Source organism: Streptomyces sp. NPDC048436, from assembly GCF_043200355.1.
Lineage (GTDB): Bacteria > Actinomycetota > Actinomycetes > Streptomycetales > Streptomycetaceae > Streptomyces.
The window spans coordinates 165,810-184,135 of record NZ_JBICXP010000006.1; the positions used below are offsets into that span (position 1 = coordinate 165,810).

Consider the following 18,326-nt stretch of genomic DNA (forward strand, 5'->3'; position numbering starts at 1 on the left):
GAGCTGACTGCTCAGCCGGACCGTTCGGCCGGATCGTTCAGCCGGACCGCTCGACTGAGGCCGCCGCCGTCGCGGGGCTCGCGTGGGGGTGGCCCGGCAGGTGGTACACGTTGAACGCCTTGCGGATGACCGGCTGGGCTACGTTGCGGACCGGTACGCCACCGCTGGTCATGCCGTGTTCGGTGCCCGCGTGCGCGTGGCCGTGGACCGCCAGGTCCGCGCCTGCCTCGTCGACAGCCTCGGCCAGGAGATAGCTGCCGAGGAACGGGAAGATCTCCAGGGGCTCGCCCGCCAGGGTGTCCGGCACCGGCGCGAAGTGCATGAGCGCCACCCGGGCGTCGCAGTCCTGCTCGGCCAGTTCGCGCAGCGAGGTCCGCAGCCCGTCGGCACAGCGGCGGGTGTACCGGATGAACTCCTTCATCAGCGGCTCGCCGAACTCGCTGCCGCTGCGGCCGATGAACCCGCCGCCGAAGCCCTTGGTGCCCGCGACGCCCACGCGCTTGCCGTCGACCTCGACGACCGTGCCCTGCCCCTCCAGCACCCGTACGCCCGCCTCGCGCAGAATGGCGGTGACCTCTTCGGGCCGCTCGTCGTGATGGTCGTGGTTGCCGAGCACCGCGACGACGGGGACGGGCAGGTCTCTCACCTCACGCGCGACCACCCGTGCCTCGTCCGGCGTGCCGTGGCGGGTGAGGTCCCCCGCCAGGAGCAGCAGGTCCGCACAGTCGGGGAGGGTCTCGAAGGCGGGCCGGAGCGCACCCTGGCTGTCGAGACCCATATGGATGTCCCCCACGGCTGCGACGCGGATCATGCGAGTTCCTCCGGGTGGTCAGGGGCCGTCGATTCGGCCACCACGATGTCGAAGTGGACCGTCAGGCCGTCCAGTTCCTCGTTCACGGTGCGCAGCAGTTCCTCGCGGCAGTGCGCCGTGGGCACGGTCCCGGCGGCCATCACGGACGGACCGCGGGCCTCGATACGGATGCCTAGTTCGCCCAGCGCTTCCGCGGCGAGCCGTTCCTTCAGATGGGCGATGCGGTAATCGACATGCGCGTGGTCGTTCATCGGTCTCCTACTTCCGGTGCGATGACGTGCAGACGCTCCAGCAGATAGAGGAAGGCGGCCGGCATCGGCTCGTCCCCGCATTCGCGGCGGATCGCCTCCCAGCCGACCTTCTCGCGCAGTTGCCGCGCGATCGGCAGGACGGCCCCGAAGTCGCAGTGATGCTCGGAGAAGGCGGCGAGCAGGGCCCGCAGCAGATCCGTCGGCGCGAGGACCGGCATCCGTACCGAGTCCACCGGCAGCTCCACGGCGCGTCCCAGCAGCTCCGCCGTGACCGGCTGGTGGGCCAGCTCGAAGATGAGGTCGATGTCCTGGCCCAGGCACTTGGCCTTGAGCAGCCAGTCCTCCGGCGGTCTGTACACCGTGAGACCGGCCTCGTTCAGGCTGGCCGCGACCGCTTCGGCGTCGTCCGGCTTGATGCAGAAGTCGGCGTCGTGCTGGAGGTTCCCGGCCCCGCCGTGCGCGTATACGGCGACGCTGCCGGCGAGGGCGAAGTCGTGGCCATTCTTCTTGAGTACGGCGCCCACCTGTTTGGCGGCCTCCAGGATGGCCTGGTTGAGGTCGGGCGGAAGTTCCTCGACGGGGGCGTCGTGCTGTGTGGTCACCCCGATGGCCCCTCCCGCCGGACGCAGCTCGGCGACCGGCTCGCGCCGGTCGTGGGTGGCGCCTTCCGCGTTCCGCGTCACCTGCTCCTCCGTTTCCGGACGCCGACCGCCGCGCCGGCTCATGCGGTCGGCCGTCTTTGACGATCCCGTCCTTGACGATCCCTGCTCCAGACACCACCGATACCCGGTCCGCCGGCTTCGACACGGCCCGGTCCGCCCGACGGGTACGACGTCTCCCGGAGTCTCAGCCGGGACAGGTCCATCTGGGCGACGGCCGCGCGCCTGCCGTGCCCCCGCACCTCCGCGGCCGTCCTCTCGGCGCCCTCCTCATCGCTGTGCCAGGTGATCCCGACATCCATCCCGGCCTCGGCGAGACGGACCGCCGCCGCCCGGCCGATGCCGGAATCAGCGCCGGTGACGACGGCGGCCCTGGCCGTGGAAGCGGTGCGGTCGGTCATGAAACCTCCTCGTGCGCCGGGCTGTGACACGTGCCGCCCTGTGTCCAGATTCGGGCATGTACGCTCCCGGGTCTCCCGGAGAGCGCGACGCAATCACCGCGCGGCGCTTCGAATCGCGCGCAGGGTCCCGAACCGTGCATGGCCCTGAGCCGGTCGCGGTGGAGAGGTGAGGGTTCGGACGGCGTGGGAACTTGGATCAGAGTCACCTCGCATAGCGTGATGAATCGGAGCAGAACGAACGCATCGGGTCGAAGGAGACGACGAACGTGACGGATGTATCGAGCAAGGGCCCCGCGGCGGACGACGGTCGGGAGGAGCTCACCAACCGGCAGGGCCACCCGGTCTACGACAACCAGAACCAGCGCACCGTCGGCTCACGAGGCCCGGCGACGCTGGAGAACTACCAGTTCCTCGAGAAGATCAGCCACTTCGACCGCGAACGCATCCCCGAGCGCGTCGTCCACGCCCGCGGCGTGACCGCCTACGGGTACTTCGAGGCGTACGGAGCCTTCGGCGACGAGCCCATCGCCCGCTTCACCCGCGCCAAGCTCTTCCAGGAGCGCGGCAAGCGCACCGACGTCGCCGTGCGCTTCTCGACCGTCATCGGCGGCCGTGACTCCTCGGAGGCGGCCCGCGACCCCCGCGGCTTCGCGGTCAAGTTCTACACCGAGGACGGCAACTGGGACCTCGTCGGCAACAACCTGGGCGTCTTCTTCATCCGGGACGCGATCAAGTTCCCCGACGTCATCCACGCCCTCAAGCCGGACCCCGTGACGTTCGAGCAGCAGCCGCGGCGCATCTTCGACTTCATGTCGCAGACGCCCGAGTCCATGCACATGCTGGTCAACCTGTTCAGCCCGCGCGGCATCCCGGCCGACTACCGCCACATGCAGGGCTTCGGCGTCAACACGTACAAGTGGCTCAACGAACAGGGCGAGTCCCTCCTGGTGAAGTACCACTGGATGCCCAAGCAGGGCGTCCGCAGCATGACCGAGGAGGACGCCGCCAACGTACAGGCGGACGGTCTCGGACACGCCACCAAGGACCTGTACGAGGCGATCGCGCGGGGCGAGCACCCGGAGTGGGAACTGCTCGTCCAGGTCATGGACGACCACGACCACCCCGAGCTGGACTTCGACCCGCTCGACGACACGAAGACCTGGCCCGAACAGGACTTCCCGCCCAAGCCGGTCGGCCGGATGGTGCTCGACCGGATGCCGGAGAACTACTTCGCGGAGAACGACCAGATCTCGTTCGGCACGGGCGTCCTGGTGGACGGCCTCGACTTCTCCGACGACAAGATGCTGGTCGGCCGCACCTTCTCCTACAGCGACACCCAGCGCTACCGCGTCGGCCCCAACTACCTGCAACTCCCCGTCAACCAGGCCAAGAACGCCGAGGTGCGCACGAACCAGCGCGACGGCCTGATGGCGTATCACGTCGACGGCGGCGGCGAGAACCCCATCGTCAACTACGAGCCGTCCATCACCGGCGGCCTGCGGGAGGCCCAGTACCCGACCCACGACGAGGTGGGCCCGGAGATCCACGGCCGGCTGACCCGCAAGCGCATTCCGCGCACCAACGACTACCTCCAGGCCGGACAGCGCTACCTCCTGATGGAGCAGTGGGAGCGCGACGATCTCGTGGCGAACTTCATCGAGCTGCTCGCGCAGTGCGACCGGGCAGTCCAGGAGCGGATGGTCTGGCACTTCCTGCTCGTCGAGAACGAGCTGGGCCTCAAGGTCGGCGACGGCCTCGGCATCGGCCCGAAGGACGTCGCGGGGCTCCAGCCGCTGGCAAGCCAGGACCTGACAGAGGACGACCGTAAGCGGCTCGCCTCCCTGGGCGACAACCCGCCCCGGGACGTGAGCGGGCTGACCATGACGCACTGCGTCCCGGACGAGCGGCACGTCGTGACCCGCTGAGCCCCGCCGAGGTCTCGCCCATGGTCACGGCCCCCGGTGACCATGGGCGTCCGCCGTGATTCCGATGGTCAGCGCGTCGTCCTGGACGTCCACCAGGACACGACCGCCCGCGGTGAGCTTCCCGTCGAGGAGCAGCTTGGAGAGGCGGTTGTCGACCTCGCGCTGAATCGTGCGGCGCAGCGGTCGCGCGCCGTACTCCGGCTGATGCCCCCGGCGGGCGAGCCAGTCCACCGCCTCGGAGGTGAACTCGATGGAGACGTCCTGCGCGCGCAGCCTGCGCCGGGTCTCCTCAAGGAGCAGATCGGTGACCTGCCGCAACTGCTCGCCCGTCAGCCGCCGGAAGATGACGACCTCGTCGATGCGGTTGAGGAACTCGGGCCTGAAGTGCTCGCGCAGCGGCCGCAGCACCTGCTCGCGCCGCCCCTCCTCGTCCGCCTCCGAGCCGTCCGCCCGGAAACCGAGGCTCGCGCCGCGCCCGGTGAGCGCCTCGGAGCCGAGATTGCTGGTCATCACGATGACGGTGTTGGTGAAGTTCACCGTCCGGCCCTGGGCGTCGGTAAGGCGTCCGTCGTCGAGGACCTGAAGCAGGGTGTTGAAGACGTCCGGGTGGGCCTTCTCCACCTCGTCGAGCAGCAGCAGCGAATACGGGTGACGCCGTACGGCCTCGGTGAGCTGGCCCGCCTCCTCATGGCCCACGTAGCCGGGCGGCGCCCCGACCAGCCTGCTCACGGTGTGCCGCTCCTGGAACTCGCTCATGTCCAGGCGGACCATCCGCTCCTCGCTGCCGAACAGCGCCTCGGCAAGGGCCCTCGCCAGCTCCGTCTTGCCCACGCCGGTGGGGCCGAGGAAGAGGAAACTGCCGATCGGCCGGTCAGGGCTCGACAGGCCCGAGCGTGAGCGCAGGACCGCCTCGGCCACGGCGCTGACGGCCTCTTCCTGCCCGACTACCCGCTCGTGCAGATGCTCCTCAAGGCCAAGGAGACGGTCCCGCTCCTCCTGCGTGAGGGTGCTGACCGGGATGCCGGTCTGCCGGGACACCACCTCGGCGATGTCGTCGGAAGTCACCTCGACGATCTGCCCGTCGCCCGGCTCGCGGTCCCGCCCGGCCTCGATCTTGCGGCCCAAGTCGTTGATGCGGTCGCGCAGTTCGGTGGCGCGCTCGTACTGCTCCGCCGCCACCGCCTGGTCCTTGTCGCGGGTGAGCTGCTCCATCTCGCGTTCCAGCGCGCGCACGTCCGTGCCCTTCGTGCTGGCCCGCAGCCGCACCCGGGCCCCCGCCTGGTCCATGAGGTCGATGGCCTTGTCCGGCAGGAACCGCTCGGTGAGATAGCGGTCGGAAAGCTCCACGGCGGCGAGCAGCGCCTCGTCGGCGTAGCGCACCTGGTGGTGCGCCTCGTAGCGGTCGCGCAGACCGCGCAGGATCTCCACCGCGTCCGCCGCCGTCGGCTCCGCGACCAGGATCGGCTGGAAGCGGCGGGCGAGCGCCGCGTCCTTCTCGATGTAACGCCGGTACTCCTCCAGGGTGGTCGCCCCGATGACGTGCAACTCGCCCCTGGCAAGCGCCGGTTTGAGCATGTTGCCCGCGTCCATCGACCCGCCGCCCTCGGAACCGCCGCCCGCCCCGACCACGGTGTGCAGCTCGTCGATGAAGACGATCAGCTCGTCGGAGTGGGCGCGCACCTCCTCGATGATGTTGTTCAGGCGCTCCTCGAAGTCACCGCGGTAGCGGGTGCCCGCCACCACCCCCGACAGGTCGAGGGCGATGACACGGCGGCCCGCGAGGGTGTCGGGTACGTCGCCGTCGGCGATCCGCTGGGCGAGCCCCTCCACCACGGCGGTCTTGCCGACGCCCGCGTCACCGATGAGGACCGGGTTGTTCTTGCCCCGCCGGGAGAGCACCTCGATGGTCTGCTCGATCTCTTCCTCACGGCCGATGACCGGATCCACGCGGCCCTCCGCGGCCCGCGCCGTCAGGTCCCGCCCGAACTGGTCGAGGGTGGGTGTGGTCCCGCCGCCGCCACCTCCGTGCTGCTGCCGCTGCTCGGCAGGCCCCGGCTGACCTTGCTGCGGCTGGGGGGACGGGCCGGGGTCGAAGCGGGCGGCCCTGAGGATGTGCCCGGCCGCGGAGTCCGGGTTGGCGGCCAGCGCCATCACGATGTGCTCCGGGCCGATGTATCCGGCGCCGACGGCCCGCGCCACCTCGTGCGCGTCGAGCAGCGCCCGCTTGACGGCCGGGGTGAGCGCGACGGCCTGCGTGGGCACGGCGCCCTCGGTCTCCGTGGAGTGACGGTCGATCTCCTCGGCGAGCTGCTCCGGGTCGGCCCCCGAGCGCGCGACCAGACCGCGGGTCAGCTCGATGGTCAGGGCCGCCCGCAGCAGGTGCTCCGTGTCGAGGTTGCTCTTGCCGTGTTCCGCCGCGTACGACGCCGCGGCGGCCACCAGCTGCCGTGCCGGGCCGCTCATCATCCTGCCGATGTCGATCTGCCGTCGGCCGCTGCCGAGGAAGCGCGCGAAGAGCTCCCCGAACGGGTCCTGCCCGAATCCTTCCGGCCCGATGAAACCGCTGCTCATAGCCGTCCGTTCCGGCGCCCCGGCCCAGCGGGACACCCTGGTGCGTGATCGTGTGTGCCCGTTCCGGGTGCCCTGCCGCCCGCCCGGTCAGTCACGTCCCCCGGGGGCCGGCGGAAGCTCCTCGTCGGGGACGATGTGCACCGCCGCCTCCTCGGCCCCCGCCGCGCCGCCGTCGATTCCCTCGTCCGTGGCGATGACCTCCTTGGTGGTGTCCGGGTGCGCGCCCTCGTCCGGCGCCACGAGACGCCCCGCGCGGCGCTCCCCGGACTCCGGGTCGAGTGGCTCGCCCTCGCCGCCGGGCAGATCGCCGACGCCGTCGCCGGCGGGCGGCTCGACGTCCGGGACCTCCTGCTCAAGGCGCTCGTCGAGACTCTCGCCGTCGTGCTGCTCCTGTGCCGTCGTACCCGTCTTGGTGACGCCGAGCGGCTTCTCCGGCGGCGAGTAGCCCTCGTCGAGCATGTCGTCGTAGCTACGCTCGTCCACCGCGTCCTGGAGGTCCAGCGGGGACGCGTCCTCCTGCTCCTCGTTGCCGCCGGTGGGCTGGTAGGCGTCGTCCGCCATGTTCTGGTCGCTCATGACTACCTCGCGCTAGGGGGTCTCGTGAGATCGCGCTTCGCCCTTAGATCGTCGCGCGTCGGTGCCCGAAGTGCCCGCGGCGGACTCCACCAAACGCACCACAACGAGGTCTGCCGGGGCGACCGCGCCCCGTGGTTCGGTGTGCCACGAGGCGCGGTCGCATGAGGCGCGAACGGTCGGTCAGCCGGAGCCGACGCCTTGCATCCCCCTCCTGCCGCTCTTCCCGCGAGCCGCGCCGGACGCATCTCCCGACCGGGCTGCCGCGCCCGCGGCCAGAGCGAGAAGGGTGGCCACGGCACCGGTGACGACGTTGCTGACCACGGTCCTTGTGGTGGTGGCGTCACCCGCGATGACCCATGGCGCGACGATCGTCCAGATGCCCAGCGCACACGCGGCCCACGCCATGCCATGAGTGCGCTCGTAGGCCCGGCCGAAGCCGCCGCTCATCAGCAGGGCGTAGGCGATGCCGACGATCAGGTTGACGATGGACAGCCGCGTGAAGCTGTTGAAGCCCGCGATCCAGGGCGAGGCGGCCAAGTAGAGGCCGGTGAGGAAGGCCAGCGCGTCGATGGCCTGCACTTTGGGTGTGCTCGCCGCGCGCTCGGCGCTCTCGTGACGGGCACGCATGTCGACGATGTCGGGGTGCGTGTCCATGGAGGACGGACCCCCGGCCATGGGGGTATGGGCTCCGGACATCGAGGACGGGGCTCCGGACGGTGTGCCGGACGGGGACTTGGGGGACGTTGTCATCGCCTCCACCTCCAACTGAGCGGTTGTTCTTGGTGCGGACAGGCCGGGGGCGCCTCAGCCCCCGGACGGTGCGGCCCCGAGTGCGCGCACGGCTTCCGTGACGTCGTTGTACGTCTCTCCCTCGGGCAGTCGCCGGACAGCTTCCAGGGCGTGGTCCGGCGCGTGGTGAGCTTCCAGCGACGCCAGCAGTGTCTGCCGGCCGGCCGGGAACGTGGTGCGCTCCACATGACGGCTCAGCTCCAGGCGCAGGGCATCGGCCTCGGCGGTCGAGCGCGCCCGGTCGCGGGCCTCACCCGGTGGCGGTACCGGGCCGCCCGGGGCCACGACGATGTCGTCGTCCGCCGGTGGCTCGGGGTCGTTCGCCTCCTCGACGTGGGTGTGCTGACCGGAGCGCATGTAGCCCTCCAGTTCGTGTTTCAGCTCGTCGTCCGCGCGCGGACTGACCTGGTTGCTGCCTCGGTCCATGACAATGCACCTCCCTCTTCGCGGGCTCCTGGCTCTCAGGCCGCACTCGGCTCGTACGTCCAGCGCAGCAGGGCGCCGAGACCTCCTGCCGGGATGTCGTCGGTCACCTCCTCGAACGGGATGATCAGGACGTCCGCGGACGTGGCCGCCGCCGACCGCAGCAGCGCGTCGTCGGCGCGTACGGAGACGGGGTCGCCGTCGCCCAGGAAGTCGGCGTCGCTCCGCCGCACCGCCACCTGGTCCGGATCGGCTCCCGCCCACATCTCCCGGTGCAGGTCGGGTCCGTCGGGTCGCACCAGGAGCGTGTCGATGCGGTGCTCGCGGGCGGCGTCGACCACGGCGGGCACGCCCTCCACGGCGTCGGTGGTCCTTTCGGTGCCCACGCGGCCCGCCCGGAAGCGGTCGAGTGCCTCGTCGACGCGCCGGTGCAGATGGTCCTGGCAGGCGTTCTCGATGGCCTCTTCCAGCGCCGCCGAGCCCGAACCGGCGGCGCGGCCACCGTGCTCCGTCTCGACCGTCACGGCGCGGACCGCCTCCGGCAGCCTGTCGCGCACGGCGGGCCGCTCACGCGGGTCGCCCACCAGCACCACCAGGTCGGCGCCCGACTCCGCGTGGGCCGCGGCCAGCGCGTCGGCGATCTGTGCGGCGTTGTGCTCCCAGGTGTTCTCGACCTTGAGCTGGAAGTGCCGCTCGGACCAGTCGGATGTGGTGGTGCGGTGCACCGGCCACTGCACTCCCTTGACGTGCCCGGACTCCTGCGGTCCTGCCGCGGTCCTCAGCTCGAAGTCGGCGCCGGTGCGGTCGATGTAGGCGACGAGACCCACCGGGTCCTGGCCGGACAGCTCCAGGAGGGGCGTCAGCCGCGGAAGAGGCGCCCAGCAGGCCAACTCGCCCTGGGGTCGCCGGGACAGACGGTGGCTCAGTACGACCTCACCACCGGAGGCGAAGACGACGCGTCCCGCCGGGTCCTCGGCGGGCGAGAGCCCCGTCAGGTCGTCGCGGACCGCCGCGACGGTGGCCGCGTCCGCACCTTCCTGTTCGAGGGTCCGGCATATCTCCCGTACGGAGAGTTCACGGCGCTTCGCGCCCGCCTCGTCCGCCTGACCGGGATCGAAATACACCGTCGCCCAGGGGCCGGGCCGGTCCAGGAGTGGTTGCAGAAATGAAAGACGCATGGTGACTGGCTCCTCGTGGGCCGCGTAGCGCGACCGGCCCACGGTTGGGTTCGTCGGTCGTTCGGGTCAGTCGGGTCCGTCGGTTCAGTCGGTCCGCTCGGTCTCAGAGCGCTCGCCCTTGGGGCCGCGGCCACGTTCCGTACGCGGGCCACGGCTCTGCCACGTGGGGTTGTCCTGCAGTGGTCGCAGTGGTCGCAGTGGTCGCAGTGGTTCAGGCATGGCGATCACCTCCTGCCTCTGCGGGTCCCCTGTGCAAAGGGGCGCAAACTGCCCATCGATACGGAAGGGACCGTAGGGGGCGGCGGGGTGTGGCCCGCGGTCAGCCGCGGGAACCGTGCGTTCTTACCTCATCAGAATACGCGCCGAACTCCGGTGTCGCTTCACGACGGGGCAAGGGCGGGCAGCGGCGGGCACCTATACCCCCCGTGCGGCTACGCGGCGTCTTGGAGAACCTCATTGCGCAGCTGTTCGCAGCATCGGCTGATGAGCCGTGAGACGTGCATCTGGGAGATGCCGAGCTGTTCGGCGATGCGGCTCTGTGTCATGTCGTTGAAGAACCGCATGTAGAGGATGGTGCGCTCGCGTTCGGGCAGAGCCCGCAGACAGGGCTTGACGGCCTCGCGGTCGATGGCGATGTCCAGCGCGGGCTCCCGGGAACCCAGCGTGTCGATGAGCGAGTAGCCGTCCTCGCCGCCGGGGTGGCCGGCGTCCAGGGACAGCGTCTTGAAGCTGTTGAGCGCCGTGAGGCCCCTGCGTGCCTCGTCCACGGTCAGGCCCGCCTGGTCGGCGATCTCCTCGACGGTCGGGGCCGGGCCCGCGCCCGTCCCGGCCAGCTCCTGCTGGGCGGCGCGTACCCGGTTGCGCAGGTCCTGGACGCTGCGCGGCACGTGCAGGGCCCACAAGTGGTCGCGGAAGTGGCGCTTGATCTCGCCGTTGATCGTGGGGATGGCGTAGCTCTCGAAGGCGTTGCCGCGCTTCGGGTCATACCGGTTGACTGCCTTGACCAGGCCGAGGGCCGCGACCTGGGTCAGGTCCTCGTAGGACTCACCGCGATTGCGGAAGCGGCCGGCGAGCCGCTCGGCCATGGGCAGCCAGGCGGAGACGAGCTTCTGGCGCAGTTCATCGCGTTCGGGGCCGTGGGGCAGGCTGCACAGCTTGCGGAAGTCTGCCGCTGTGTCCGGCGCGTCGTGGTGGTCGTGGCGAGGGGTGCGCGTTGCGACGGCGGTGGTGGGCATGAGGTCGCCAACTCCCTGAACAGAGGTGCCATAGGTCACCGTGGGAGAGCGCGCCGCGCCCGGGCATCACCGGGTGACAGCCGCATGCGGCCTCCACGGGCGTGCCTTCTGTCCGAAGCACTGGGAGTTCGCTTGCCCTTGCGAGCAGCGAGCAAACTTCCCTCCGTGTCATCCGTGTGAGGAGCCTGGGTGCGCTGGGGCTTTCAATTTCCATCCGCTGCCGGTGTACGACTGGCGCGGGTACGGCCCCGGCCTGTACGCCGCGAAGCGGGCCGCAGTGGTCGGATCGGCCTGGTGGGCGCGGGAGTTGAGGGCGAGCGGTGAAGTGTCGCCCCAGTGGCCCGTCGTCACCCGGTGCTCGATCGTGTGCAGGGCGGCGAGCTGTTCGGCGGGGCTGAAGGTACAGTGCCCCGCGTTCTCCGTGTACGCCTGGCGCAGCAGCGGGGTGCGGCCCGCTCCGGCCACCGCACGCTGGTAGGCGTTCTCCACCTGGACGGGGACGAGCGCGTCACCGGTGGTGTGGATGTCGAACTGCGGCTTGCTCAGGCGGCCGGAGGGTGCGGCGTGGGCGGCCATGTAGCGCACGGCCCGCGGCTCGGCGCTGACGCGGGGCGCGCGGGCGAGGCCACGCAGGTCCTCCCGGAGGGACAGGCCCGCTGATTTGTAGAGGGCCTTGACCTCCTTGTAGTGGGCGGAGCGGGCCAGCATCGCCGAGTAGTCGACGCCCGTGTTCCAGGACATGTTGCCGCCCGCGCGGCGCTCGGCCTCCTCCCGCCAGGCGAAGCCGGGCTGCGCCACCAGGCCACGTACCGCCGTGTACTGGTTGGCCTGCTGGGCGGGGTAGTCGTCCGGGGCGGGACGTGGCGTGCCCGGGTCGTTCCAGCCCGGGATGTTGTGCAGCGCCGCGGCGAGCGCGATGCGGGCCCGGCCGTCCGCGGTGTTCTGCGCCGTGCCCAGGGTCTCGCCGAGCCGCTTGGCCGATGCGGTCGCGGCGGCGGCATCCTTGAAGCCCGTCAACTGGACTTTCCCACCACCGGAGTTGGGCGTGAGCAGGGTGCGGAGGGCGAACGTGGCGTCCAGCGTGGAGTTCCAGTTGGCGACGCCGCCGTGCACGAGGCCGCACATAGAGAGGGAGCCGTCGATGCGTCCCGGGTGGCGCTCGGCGATCGTCGTCGTGATCAGACCGCCGAGCGACTGCCCCCAGGCGAGCGTCCTTCGGGCCTCGCCGACCTCCCCGGTGAAGGCGTCGAGCGCGGCCAGCTGGTCGGGCACCGCCTGCTCCACGGACCAGCCGGTCGTCGCGTACGAAGAGCCGACGAGCGCGTAACCCTCCTTCAGGAGCAGCTTCTTGGCGGTCTCGTCGGGGGCGTTGACGGCCGGGTTGGGCGAGCCTTCCGGGCGGTAGCCGTGGCTGAAGAGCAGGACGGTGCCGTTCCAGTCGTCCGGGGTGTCGATCATGTAGGCGGCGCCGGACGGGAGGGTGCCCTCCACGTGGCCGGAGGTGGATGGCGTGGCGGAGGCCGGGGCCGCCGCCACGAGGAGCAGCAGGGCCGCGAGACCGACCGCGGGCTGCCGGGCGGTGCGGGGCCGGGTGGTGCCTGTCATGTGGACTCTCCTCGTACGGACGGCGGGGCTGGTACGGCGAGGTTCTGGGTGTTGGTCTCCTTGACCCGCCAGACGGCGAGCGCCGTGATCAGGCCCCCGGCCGTGAGAAGGAGGGCGACGGAGTCGCTGGAGTCGTAGGTGGCGAGCAGCCCGCTGGCGATCAGCGGCGAGAATCCGGCGCCGAGCAACGTCGCGGTCTGGTAGCCGAGCGAGGCGCCCGTGTAGCGCACCCGGGTCGAGAACATCTCGCTGAACAGCGCGCCGAGCGGCCCGTACATCACGGACTGGGCGATCCCGTGCCCGATCACGCAGGCGAGGATCAGCAGACCGGGCCGGTGGCTGTCCACGAGCGCGAAGACCGGGAAGGCGGTGGCCGCCGAGAGCAGGGCCCCGGCCATGACCAGCGGGCGGCGGCCGAAGCGGTCGGAGAGGAGGTTCGCGCACGGCAGCACCACAAGGGCCACACAGGAGGCGACGGTCACCCCGGTGAGCACCTGCGGGCGCGTGTACCCCTCGTCGACGGCGTACGAGATCATGAAGCTCGTCATCAGCGCCTGCGCGGTGAACGGGCCGATACCGACCGCCGAGGCGAGAAGCACCGGACGCGGCGCGCGCAGGACTTCGAGCAGCGGCATCCGGGCCCGCTCCCGCCGCTGCGAGAGCGAGGTGAAGAGCGGGCTTTCGGTGACCTTGAGGCGTATGTAGAGGCCCGCGCCGAGCAGCAGGACGGAGAGCAGGAACGGCACCCGCCAGCCCCAGGCCCGGAAGTCGTCGTCGGGCAGGGTGGTCACCAGCGTGACGACACCGGTGGAGAGCACCATGCCCAGCGGGGCGCCGAGCTGGGTGAAGCTGGTCCACAGGCCGCGCGGCCGGTCGCCCGCGTGCTCGGCGACCATGAGCGTGGCGCCGCCCCACTCCCCGCCGATCGCGATGCCCTGCACGACGCGGAGCAGGACGAGCAGTACGGGTGCCCAGACGCCGATCGCGTCGTACGTGGGCAGCAGACCGATGAGGAAACTGCCGGCGCCCATCAGGACCATCGTCAGGAGCATCATCGACTTGCGGCCGAGCCGGTCGCCGAAGTGGCCGAAGATGATGCCGCCGAGGGGACGGGCGAGATAGCCCGCGGCGAACGTGCCGAAGGCGGCCACCGTGCCCACCGCCGGGTCGGCATCGGGGAAGAAGAGGTCGCCGAAGACGAGCGCGGCGACGGTGCCGTACACGAGGAAGTCGTAGAACTCGATCGCCGTGCCGAGCAGTCCGGACAGGGCGACGCGGCGCAGTTGCCCGGATCTCTCCCCGGGTTCGGCCTTGGAGCTCGTCTTTCCGGCGGGTGGGTGCGTCATGATGTCGGGCTCCTCAGGCGTAGAAGCGGGACAGGCTCCGCAGGACACAGGCGGGCTTGTCGCCGCCCTCGATCTCGACGGTGCCGTCGACCGCGATCTGCACTCCGCCCCGCACCTCGTCGACCGAGGCGAGCGTGGCGCGCAGGCGTATCCGGGAGCCCGCCTTCACGGGGGAGGGGAAACGCACCTTGTCCAGGCCGTAGTTGACCTTCGTGGTGACGCCCTGGACGTCGAGGAGATCGGTGAAGAGCGGGATGAAGAGGGACAGGGTCAGATAGCCGTGCGCGATGGGCGCCCCGAAGGGGCCCTGCGCGGCCTTCACGGGGTCGGTGTGGATCCACTGGTGGTCGTCGGTCGCGTCGGCGAAGGTGTCGATGCGGTCCTGGCCGACCTCAAGCCAGTCGGTGACACCGAGATCGCTTCCCGCGAGCGCGAGCAGTTCGTCAAGTCCCTTGGCGGTGACGGTCATTTAGGTTCTCCTTCAGGGGTGGGGTCGCCGTGGTCGCGGCGCAGGCTGGGTTTGTGGAGCTTCCCGGAGGCGGTGCGCGGCAGTTCGGGTACACACACGACCGACTTGGGGATCTTGTACTTGGCGAGCCGTCCCGCGAGGAAGCCGAGCACGTCGTCCGCGGTGGGGGCCGCGCCCTCGCGCGGCACGACGACGGCCCGCGGCACTTCACCCCAGCGCGGGTCCGGCACACCGATGACGGCGCACTCCACCACGTCGGGGTGGGCGAGGACGGCGCTCTCGACCTCGGCGGGGTAGATGTTCTCGCCACCGGAGATGATCATGTCCTTGAGGCGGTCGGCGATGGTGACGAAGCCGTCGGAGTCCACCCGGGCCGCGTCGCCGGTGCGGAACCACCCGTCGGTGAAGGCGGCGGCGCTCTCGTCGGGCAACTGCCAGTAGCCCGCCGTGACATGGGGCCCGCGCACAAGCACCTCACCGGTCTCCCCGGTGCCCGCAGGGCTGAGATCGGGACGTACGACGCGTACGTCGGTGAAGAAGTGCGGCACACCGGCCGAGCCCGCCTTGCTCGCCGCGTGCTCGGCGTCGAGGTAGAGCACGCCGGGGGAGGCCTCCGTCATCCCGTACCCCTGCTGGAAGGCGAGGCCTCGCTCCGCGTACGCCTCGATCAGCGGCGTGGGCACGGGCGCCCCGCCGCACATCAGGATCCGAAGGGAGGACAGGTCGGCGGCCCGCCACCGCGGCTCGCGGGTGAGGTGCTCGTACATCGTGGGTACGCCGAACATCGCACTGACACCGTGCCGTTCGACGAGGCCGAGGGTTTCGGCCGGGTCGAAGGACTCGACGAGTACGCAGTGACCGCCCTTGAGGAGTACGGGCAGGGTGAGCATGCCGAGCGCCGCTGCGTGGAAGAGTGGGGCGGAGACCAGGGCGACGGTGTCGGCGGTGAGGTCGGCGTCGACGAGGACGTTGACGGCGTTCCAGGTGAGGTTGGCGTGGGTGAGCATGGCGCCCTTGGGGCGGCCCGTGGTGCCGGAGGTGTACATCAGGAGGCATACGTCGTCCCCGCCGACCGCCTCGTCCAGGGGAGACTCGACCGTGCCGTCCATCAACTCCTCGTAGGCGGCGCCCACTTCGACGAAGAGGTCCACCTGCCCTGCCGGCCGCAGCTCCGCCGCGACCGCGGTGTGCGCGGGGGAGTGGATCAGTGTGCGGGCGCCCGCGTCGGCCAGTTGGTAGGCGATCTCGGGTGCGGTCAGGCGGGTGTTGAGCGGCACGAAGACGGCGCCGAGTGCGCCTGCCGCGAAGAAGCTCTCCAGGAAGGCCGGATGGTTGGGGCCGAGGTAGGCGACCCGGTCCCCGCGCCGGATGCCATGGGCACGCAGGGCGTGTGCGAGTCGCAGGACGCGGGAGTGCAGAGCGGCGTAACTGATGGTGCGGCCCTCGTGGGTGAGGGCGGTGCGGTGCGGGGTCTTGCGGGCCCGGCGCGCGGGCCAGGAGCCGAGTCCTTCGTTGCGCATGGCGCCCCCTCTACTTGAGCCCGAGCAGGCGGGCGGCGTTCTCCTTGAGGATCTTGGGGCGGACCTCGTCCTTGATCGCCAGCTTCGCGAAGTCGGCGAGCCAGCGGTCGGGCGTGAGGACGGGGAAGTCGGAACCGAAGAGCACCTTGTCCTTGAGCAAGGTGTTGGCGTAGTGCACGAGTTGGGGCGGGAAGTACTTCGGCGACCACCCCGACAGATCGATGTGCACGCCCGGCTTGTGCGTGGCGACGGCGAGGGCCTCGTCCTGCCAGGGGAAGGACGGGTGCGCCAGGATGATCTTCAGATGCGGGAAATCGGCGGCGACATCATCGACGTACATCGGATTGGAGTACTTCAGCCGGATCCCGCCGCCTCCGGGCACGCCCGCGCCGATGCCGGTCTGTCCGGTGTGGAAGAGGGCGACGCAGCCGGTCTCCTCGATGACCTCGTACAACGCGTAGGCGAGGGCACGGTCGTTGGGGAAGAAGCCCTGGATGCTGGGGTGGAACTTGAACCCCTTCACCCCGTACTCCTCCACGAGCCGACGGGCGTGGCGCACGCCCGCCTTCCCCCGGAAGGGGTCGATGGACGCGAAGGGGATCAGCACGTCGGGGTGGGCCGCGGCGGCCTCGGCGACCTCCTCGTTCGGGACGGGCGCGGTGCCCGTGGCGGACTCGGCGTCCACGGTGAAGACGACGGCGGCCATCTTGCGCTCGCGGTAATAGGCGGCCATCTCCTCGAGGGTGGGCTTCCTGTTGCCCTCGACCTTGAAGTACGCGCTGGAGGCGGCGTCGAGGTCCGCGTCGAGCGAGGCGTGCCCCTTCGACGAGACCTCGGCATGCGTATGGACGTCGATGGCGGTGAGCTCGGAGAGGTCCAACTCCCTCACGCTCCCGGGATCTTGGGCGCGGGGATGCCGACCGTCTCCGGGGCGCTGCCCACCGAGGTGTGCCAGGCGGCGGCGATGGTCTGCGGGGTCCAGCCGCCATCCGCGTACGCCACGGAGGCCTCGTGCGGATGCGACCACAGGGCGAGCCGGTCGCCGCCGATGCCGACGCACTGCCCGGTCACGTCGCGGGCGGCGCCGGAGGCGAGGAAGGGGACGAGCGCGGCACAGTCGTCGGCCGTGCCGAACCCCTCGCCCTTGCGGAGGAAGTCCGGAAGGGGCTGCCCCTCCTTCATGGCCTCGATGTACGGGGCGAAGGCGGGGATGGTCTCGGTCATCGCGGTGGCGGCCACCGGCACGATCGCGTTGACGGTGATGCCGGCCCTGGCCAGCTCCATCGACCACGTGCGGACCATGGCGGCGATCCCGGCCTTGGCGGCGGCGTAGTTGGTCTGCCCGAAGTTGCCGCGCTGCCCGGCGGGGGAGCCGACCAGGATCAGGCTGCCGCCCTCGCCCTGCTCCCGCATCCGTACGGCGGCGGCGCGGGCGCAGGTGAAGGTGCCCCGCAGATGGGTGGTGACGACCGCGTCGAAGTCCTCGTCGGTCATCTTCCACAGCACCCGGTCGCGCAAGATCCCGGCGTTGGTCACCATCGCGTCGAGGCGCCCGAACTCCTGGACGGCGCGGGCGACGAGGCGGTCGGCGGCCTCGCTGCCGCCGACCGCGGCCACTTCGGCGACAGCACGGCCGCCTGCCTCCGTGATGGTCTTGACGGCGCGCTCGGCGGCCTCCTCGTCGACGTCGTTGACGACCACGGAGGCACCGGCGCGAGCGAGGGCGTGGGCGTAGGCGAGGCCGAGGCCGCGCCCCGATCCCGTGACGACGGCGACCTTGCCGCTCAGGTCCACGGCGTATGAGTCCAGCACTGGGAAACCCCTTCAACAGACAGCGGAGAGAGATGGTTGGGCGAGATGGATGGGCGGCCGGCTTCGGCCCGCGGAAAGGAAGTTAAGACAAACCGTTGTTGACGTCAATGGTTGTTGCCGACACCGATCATGCGGCATGCTGGACACTGTCGGCGACGACGACCATCACGTACGCCGCGAGACCGCGATGTACGACTGCGAGACCGCCACGTACGACCACGTACGACTGCGAAAGACCGATCAGGGAGAGCGCCCTTCATGACCAGCCGGAAGAACACCGCCGAGCCCGTGGAGAAGGGGTCGGTCGACGAGGGCGCGCCCTGGATGCGGGGCCTGCACGCCGACGCGGGATACCTGCTCTACCGCCTGGGCCTGCGCTCGGGGCAGCTCTTCAACGCGGCGCTCGAAAGATCCGGCCTGCGCCTGCGGCACTACGCGTTGCTGCGCTATCTGGCCACCGTGGAGGGCGCGGCCCAGCGTGAGCTGAGCCGGGAGCTCGGTTACGACCCCAGCGCGATCGTCGGCCTGGTCGACGACCTGGAACGCCTCGGCTTCGTCGACCGCCGCCCAGCCCCCGACGACCGCCGCCGACGCATCGTCGCCCTGGCCCCCGCGGGCCACGACTTCCTGCGCGACTCCGACGAGGTGGCCCGGGGCGTCAGAGACGAACTCCTTGCCCCGCTGGGCGTGGAGGAGCGGGAGACGCTGCATGTGCTGCTGTCGCGGATGGCGCACACGGACGGGGAGTGAGGGAC

Annotated in this window: 18 protein-coding genes and 1 pseudogene; 3 read left to right on the forward strand and 16 right to left on the reverse strand. The window is 70.7% G+C overall.

Annotated features, from left to right (window positions below; translation table 11 throughout):
- Positions 1-37 precede the first annotated feature (37 nt).
- From ACGFX9_RS22060 to ACGFX9_RS22075, 4 genes and pseudogenes are all read right to left on the reverse strand, one after another.
- Positions 38-811 carry a metallophosphoesterase gene (locus ACGFX9_RS22060; RefSeq protein ID WP_393474435.1) on the reverse strand — a complete coding sequence of 258 codons (774 nt, stop codon included), beginning with the start codon at positions 809-811 and terminating at the stop codon, positions 38-40.
- Positions 808-1,062, reverse strand: coding sequence for a hypothetical protein (locus ACGFX9_RS22065; protein WP_393474438.1), 255 nt, complete (start codon positions 1,060-1,062; stop codon positions 808-810). Before ACGFX9_RS22065 ends, ACGFX9_RS22060 begins: the two co-directional genes overlap by 4 nt.
- Positions 1,059-1,745: a hypothetical protein gene (locus tag ACGFX9_RS22070; RefSeq protein WP_393474440.1), complete on the reverse strand. Its 687-nt coding sequence runs from the start codon at positions 1,743-1,745 to the stop codon at positions 1,059-1,061. The genes ACGFX9_RS22065 and ACGFX9_RS22070 overlap by 4 nt, the downstream gene beginning before the upstream one ends.
- Positions 1,746-1,909: 164 nt before the next feature.
- Positions 1,910-2,122 (reverse strand): annotated as a pseudogene (locus tag ACGFX9_RS22075) (SDR family NAD(P)-dependent oxidoreductase); the annotation flags it as partial.
- Between the two features lie 266 nt (positions 2,123-2,388).
- On the opposite strand from ACGFX9_RS22075, the gene ACGFX9_RS22080 reads away from it, so the two are divergent.
- Positions 2,389-4,047 (forward strand): catalase, encoded by a 1,659-nt coding sequence (locus ACGFX9_RS22080; protein ID WP_393474443.1) that lies wholly within the window; start codon positions 2,389-2,391, stop codon positions 4,045-4,047.
- 24 nt (positions 4,048-4,071) lie between these two features.
- On the opposite strand, the gene ACGFX9_RS22085 is transcribed toward ACGFX9_RS22080, so the two are convergent.
- The 12 genes from ACGFX9_RS22085 to ACGFX9_RS22140 form a co-directional block, all read right to left on the reverse strand.
- Positions 4,072-6,618 carry an ATP-dependent Clp protease ATP-binding subunit gene (locus ACGFX9_RS22085; RefSeq protein WP_393474446.1) on the reverse strand — a complete coding sequence of 849 codons (2,547 nt, stop codon included), beginning with the start codon at positions 6,616-6,618 and terminating at the stop codon, positions 4,072-4,074.
- 87 nt (positions 6,619-6,705) lie between these two features.
- Positions 6,706-7,194, reverse strand: coding sequence for a DUF5709 domain-containing protein (locus tag ACGFX9_RS22090; RefSeq protein ID WP_393474448.1), 489 nt, complete (start codon positions 7,192-7,194; stop codon positions 6,706-6,708).
- A gap of 180 nt (positions 7,195-7,374) precedes the next feature.
- Entirely contained in the window at positions 7,375-7,848 is a 474-nt protein-coding gene (locus ACGFX9_RS22095) for an SPW repeat protein (protein WP_393474451.1), read from the reverse strand.
- 150 nt (positions 7,849-7,998) lie between these two features.
- Complete coding sequence (locus ACGFX9_RS22100; RefSeq protein WP_393474453.1) at positions 7,999-8,409, reverse strand: DUF2795 domain-containing protein; 411 nt, start codon at positions 8,407-8,409, stop codon at positions 7,999-8,001.
- A gap of 35 nt (positions 8,410-8,444) precedes the next feature.
- The gene (locus ACGFX9_RS22105) at positions 8,445-9,584 is read right to left on the reverse strand and encodes a Vms1/Ankzf1 family peptidyl-tRNA hydrolase (protein WP_393474456.1); all 1,140 of its coding nucleotides are present in this window, start codon (positions 9,582-9,584) and stop codon (positions 8,445-8,447) included.
- A gap of 431 nt (positions 9,585-10,015) precedes the next feature.
- Positions 10,016-10,819, reverse strand: coding sequence for an RNA polymerase sigma factor SigF (locus tag ACGFX9_RS22110; RefSeq protein WP_393474459.1), 804 nt, complete (start codon positions 10,817-10,819; stop codon positions 10,016-10,018).
- A 168-nt stretch (positions 10,820-10,987) separates the two neighbouring features.
- Positions 10,988-12,424 (reverse strand): alpha/beta hydrolase family protein, encoded by a 1,437-nt coding sequence (locus tag ACGFX9_RS22115; RefSeq protein WP_393474462.1) that lies wholly within the window; start codon positions 12,422-12,424, stop codon positions 10,988-10,990.
- Positions 12,421-13,770, reverse strand: a complete 1,350-nt coding sequence (locus ACGFX9_RS22120; RefSeq protein ID WP_393474465.1) for an MFS transporter — start codon at positions 13,768-13,770, stop codon at positions 12,421-12,423. Before ACGFX9_RS22120 ends, ACGFX9_RS22115 begins: the two co-directional genes overlap by 4 nt.
- Positions 13,771-13,783: 13 nt before the next feature.
- Complete coding sequence (locus tag ACGFX9_RS22125; RefSeq protein WP_393474468.1) at positions 13,784-14,239, reverse strand: MaoC family dehydratase; 456 nt, start codon at positions 14,237-14,239, stop codon at positions 13,784-13,786.
- Positions 14,236-15,759 carry a long-chain fatty acid--CoA ligase gene (locus tag ACGFX9_RS22130; protein ID WP_393474471.1) on the reverse strand — a complete coding sequence of 508 codons (1,524 nt, stop codon included), beginning with the start codon at positions 15,757-15,759 and terminating at the stop codon, positions 14,236-14,238. The genes ACGFX9_RS22125 and ACGFX9_RS22130 overlap by 4 nt, the downstream gene beginning before the upstream one ends.
- Positions 15,760-15,769: 10 nt before the next feature.
- Positions 15,770-16,639 carry an amidohydrolase family protein gene (locus ACGFX9_RS22135; protein ID WP_393475383.1) on the reverse strand — a complete coding sequence of 290 codons (870 nt, stop codon included), beginning with the start codon at positions 16,637-16,639 and terminating at the stop codon, positions 15,770-15,772.
- A gap of 5 nt (positions 16,640-16,644) precedes the next feature.
- A complete protein-coding gene (locus ACGFX9_RS22140; RefSeq protein WP_393475386.1) occupies positions 16,645-17,568 on the reverse strand; it encodes an SDR family NAD(P)-dependent oxidoreductase in 924 nt (307 codons plus the stop codon).
- Positions 17,569-17,707: 139 nt separating this feature from the next.
- Here ACGFX9_RS22140 and ACGFX9_RS22145 point away from each other — a divergent pair, with 139 nt between their 5' ends.
- Together ACGFX9_RS22145 and ACGFX9_RS22150 are read left to right on the forward strand one after the other, a co-directional pair.
- Complete coding sequence (locus ACGFX9_RS22145; RefSeq protein ID WP_393474474.1) at positions 17,708-17,833, forward strand: hypothetical protein; 126 nt, start codon at positions 17,708-17,710, stop codon at positions 17,831-17,833.
- Positions 17,830-18,321 (forward strand): MarR family winged helix-turn-helix transcriptional regulator, encoded by a 492-nt coding sequence (locus ACGFX9_RS22150; protein ID WP_393474477.1) that lies wholly within the window; start codon positions 17,830-17,832, stop codon positions 18,319-18,321. Before ACGFX9_RS22145 ends, ACGFX9_RS22150 begins: the two co-directional genes overlap by 4 nt.
- Positions 18,322-18,326: the final 5 nt, after the last annotated feature.

Coding starts and splice junctions, on each gene's coding strand:
- ACGFX9_RS22060 (WP_393474435.1), bottom strand. CDS start 811: ATGATCCGCGTCGCAGCCGTGGGGGACATCCATATGGGTCTCGACAGC.
- ACGFX9_RS22065 (WP_393474438.1), bottom strand. CDS start 1,062: ATGAACGACCACGCGCATGTCGATTACCGCATCGCCCATCTGAAGGAA.
- ACGFX9_RS22085 (WP_393474446.1), bottom strand. CDS start 6,618: ATGAGCAGCGGTTTCATCGGGCCGGAAGGATTCGGGCAGGACCCGTTC.
- ACGFX9_RS22090 (WP_393474448.1), bottom strand. CDS start 7,194: ATGAGCGACCAGAACATGGCGGACGACGCCTACCAGCCCACCGGCGGC.
- ACGFX9_RS22095 (WP_393474451.1), bottom strand. CDS start 7,848: ATGGACACGCACCCCGACATCGTCGACATGCGTGCCCGTCACGAGAGC.
- ACGFX9_RS22100 (WP_393474453.1), bottom strand. CDS start 8,409: ATGGACCGAGGCAGCAACCAGGTCAGTCCGCGCGCGGACGACGAGCTG.
- ACGFX9_RS22105 (WP_393474456.1), bottom strand. CDS start 9,584: ATGCGTCTTTCATTTCTGCAACCACTCCTGGACCGGCCCGGCCCCTGG.
- ACGFX9_RS22110 (WP_393474459.1), bottom strand. CDS start 10,819: ATGCCCACCACCGCCGTCGCAACGCGCACCCCTCGCCACGACCACCAC.
- ACGFX9_RS22115 (WP_393474462.1), bottom strand. CDS start 12,424: ATGACAGGCACCACCCGGCCCCGCACCGCCCGGCAGCCCGCGGTCGGT.
- ACGFX9_RS22120 (WP_393474465.1), bottom strand. CDS start 13,770: ATGACGCACCCACCCGCCGGAAAGACGAGCTCCAAGGCCGAACCCGGG.
- ACGFX9_RS22125 (WP_393474468.1), bottom strand. CDS start 14,239: ATGACCGTCACCGCCAAGGGACTTGACGAACTGCTCGCGCTCGCGGGA.
- ACGFX9_RS22130 (WP_393474471.1), bottom strand. CDS start 15,759: ATGCGCAACGAAGGACTCGGCTCCTGGCCCGCGCGCCGGGCCCGCAAG.
- ACGFX9_RS22145 (WP_393474474.1), top strand. CDS start 17,708: ATGCTGGACACTGTCGGCGACGACGACCATCACGTACGCCGCGAGACC.
- ACGFX9_RS22150 (WP_393474477.1), top strand. CDS start 17,830: ATGACCAGCCGGAAGAACACCGCCGAGCCCGTGGAGAAGGGGTCGGTC.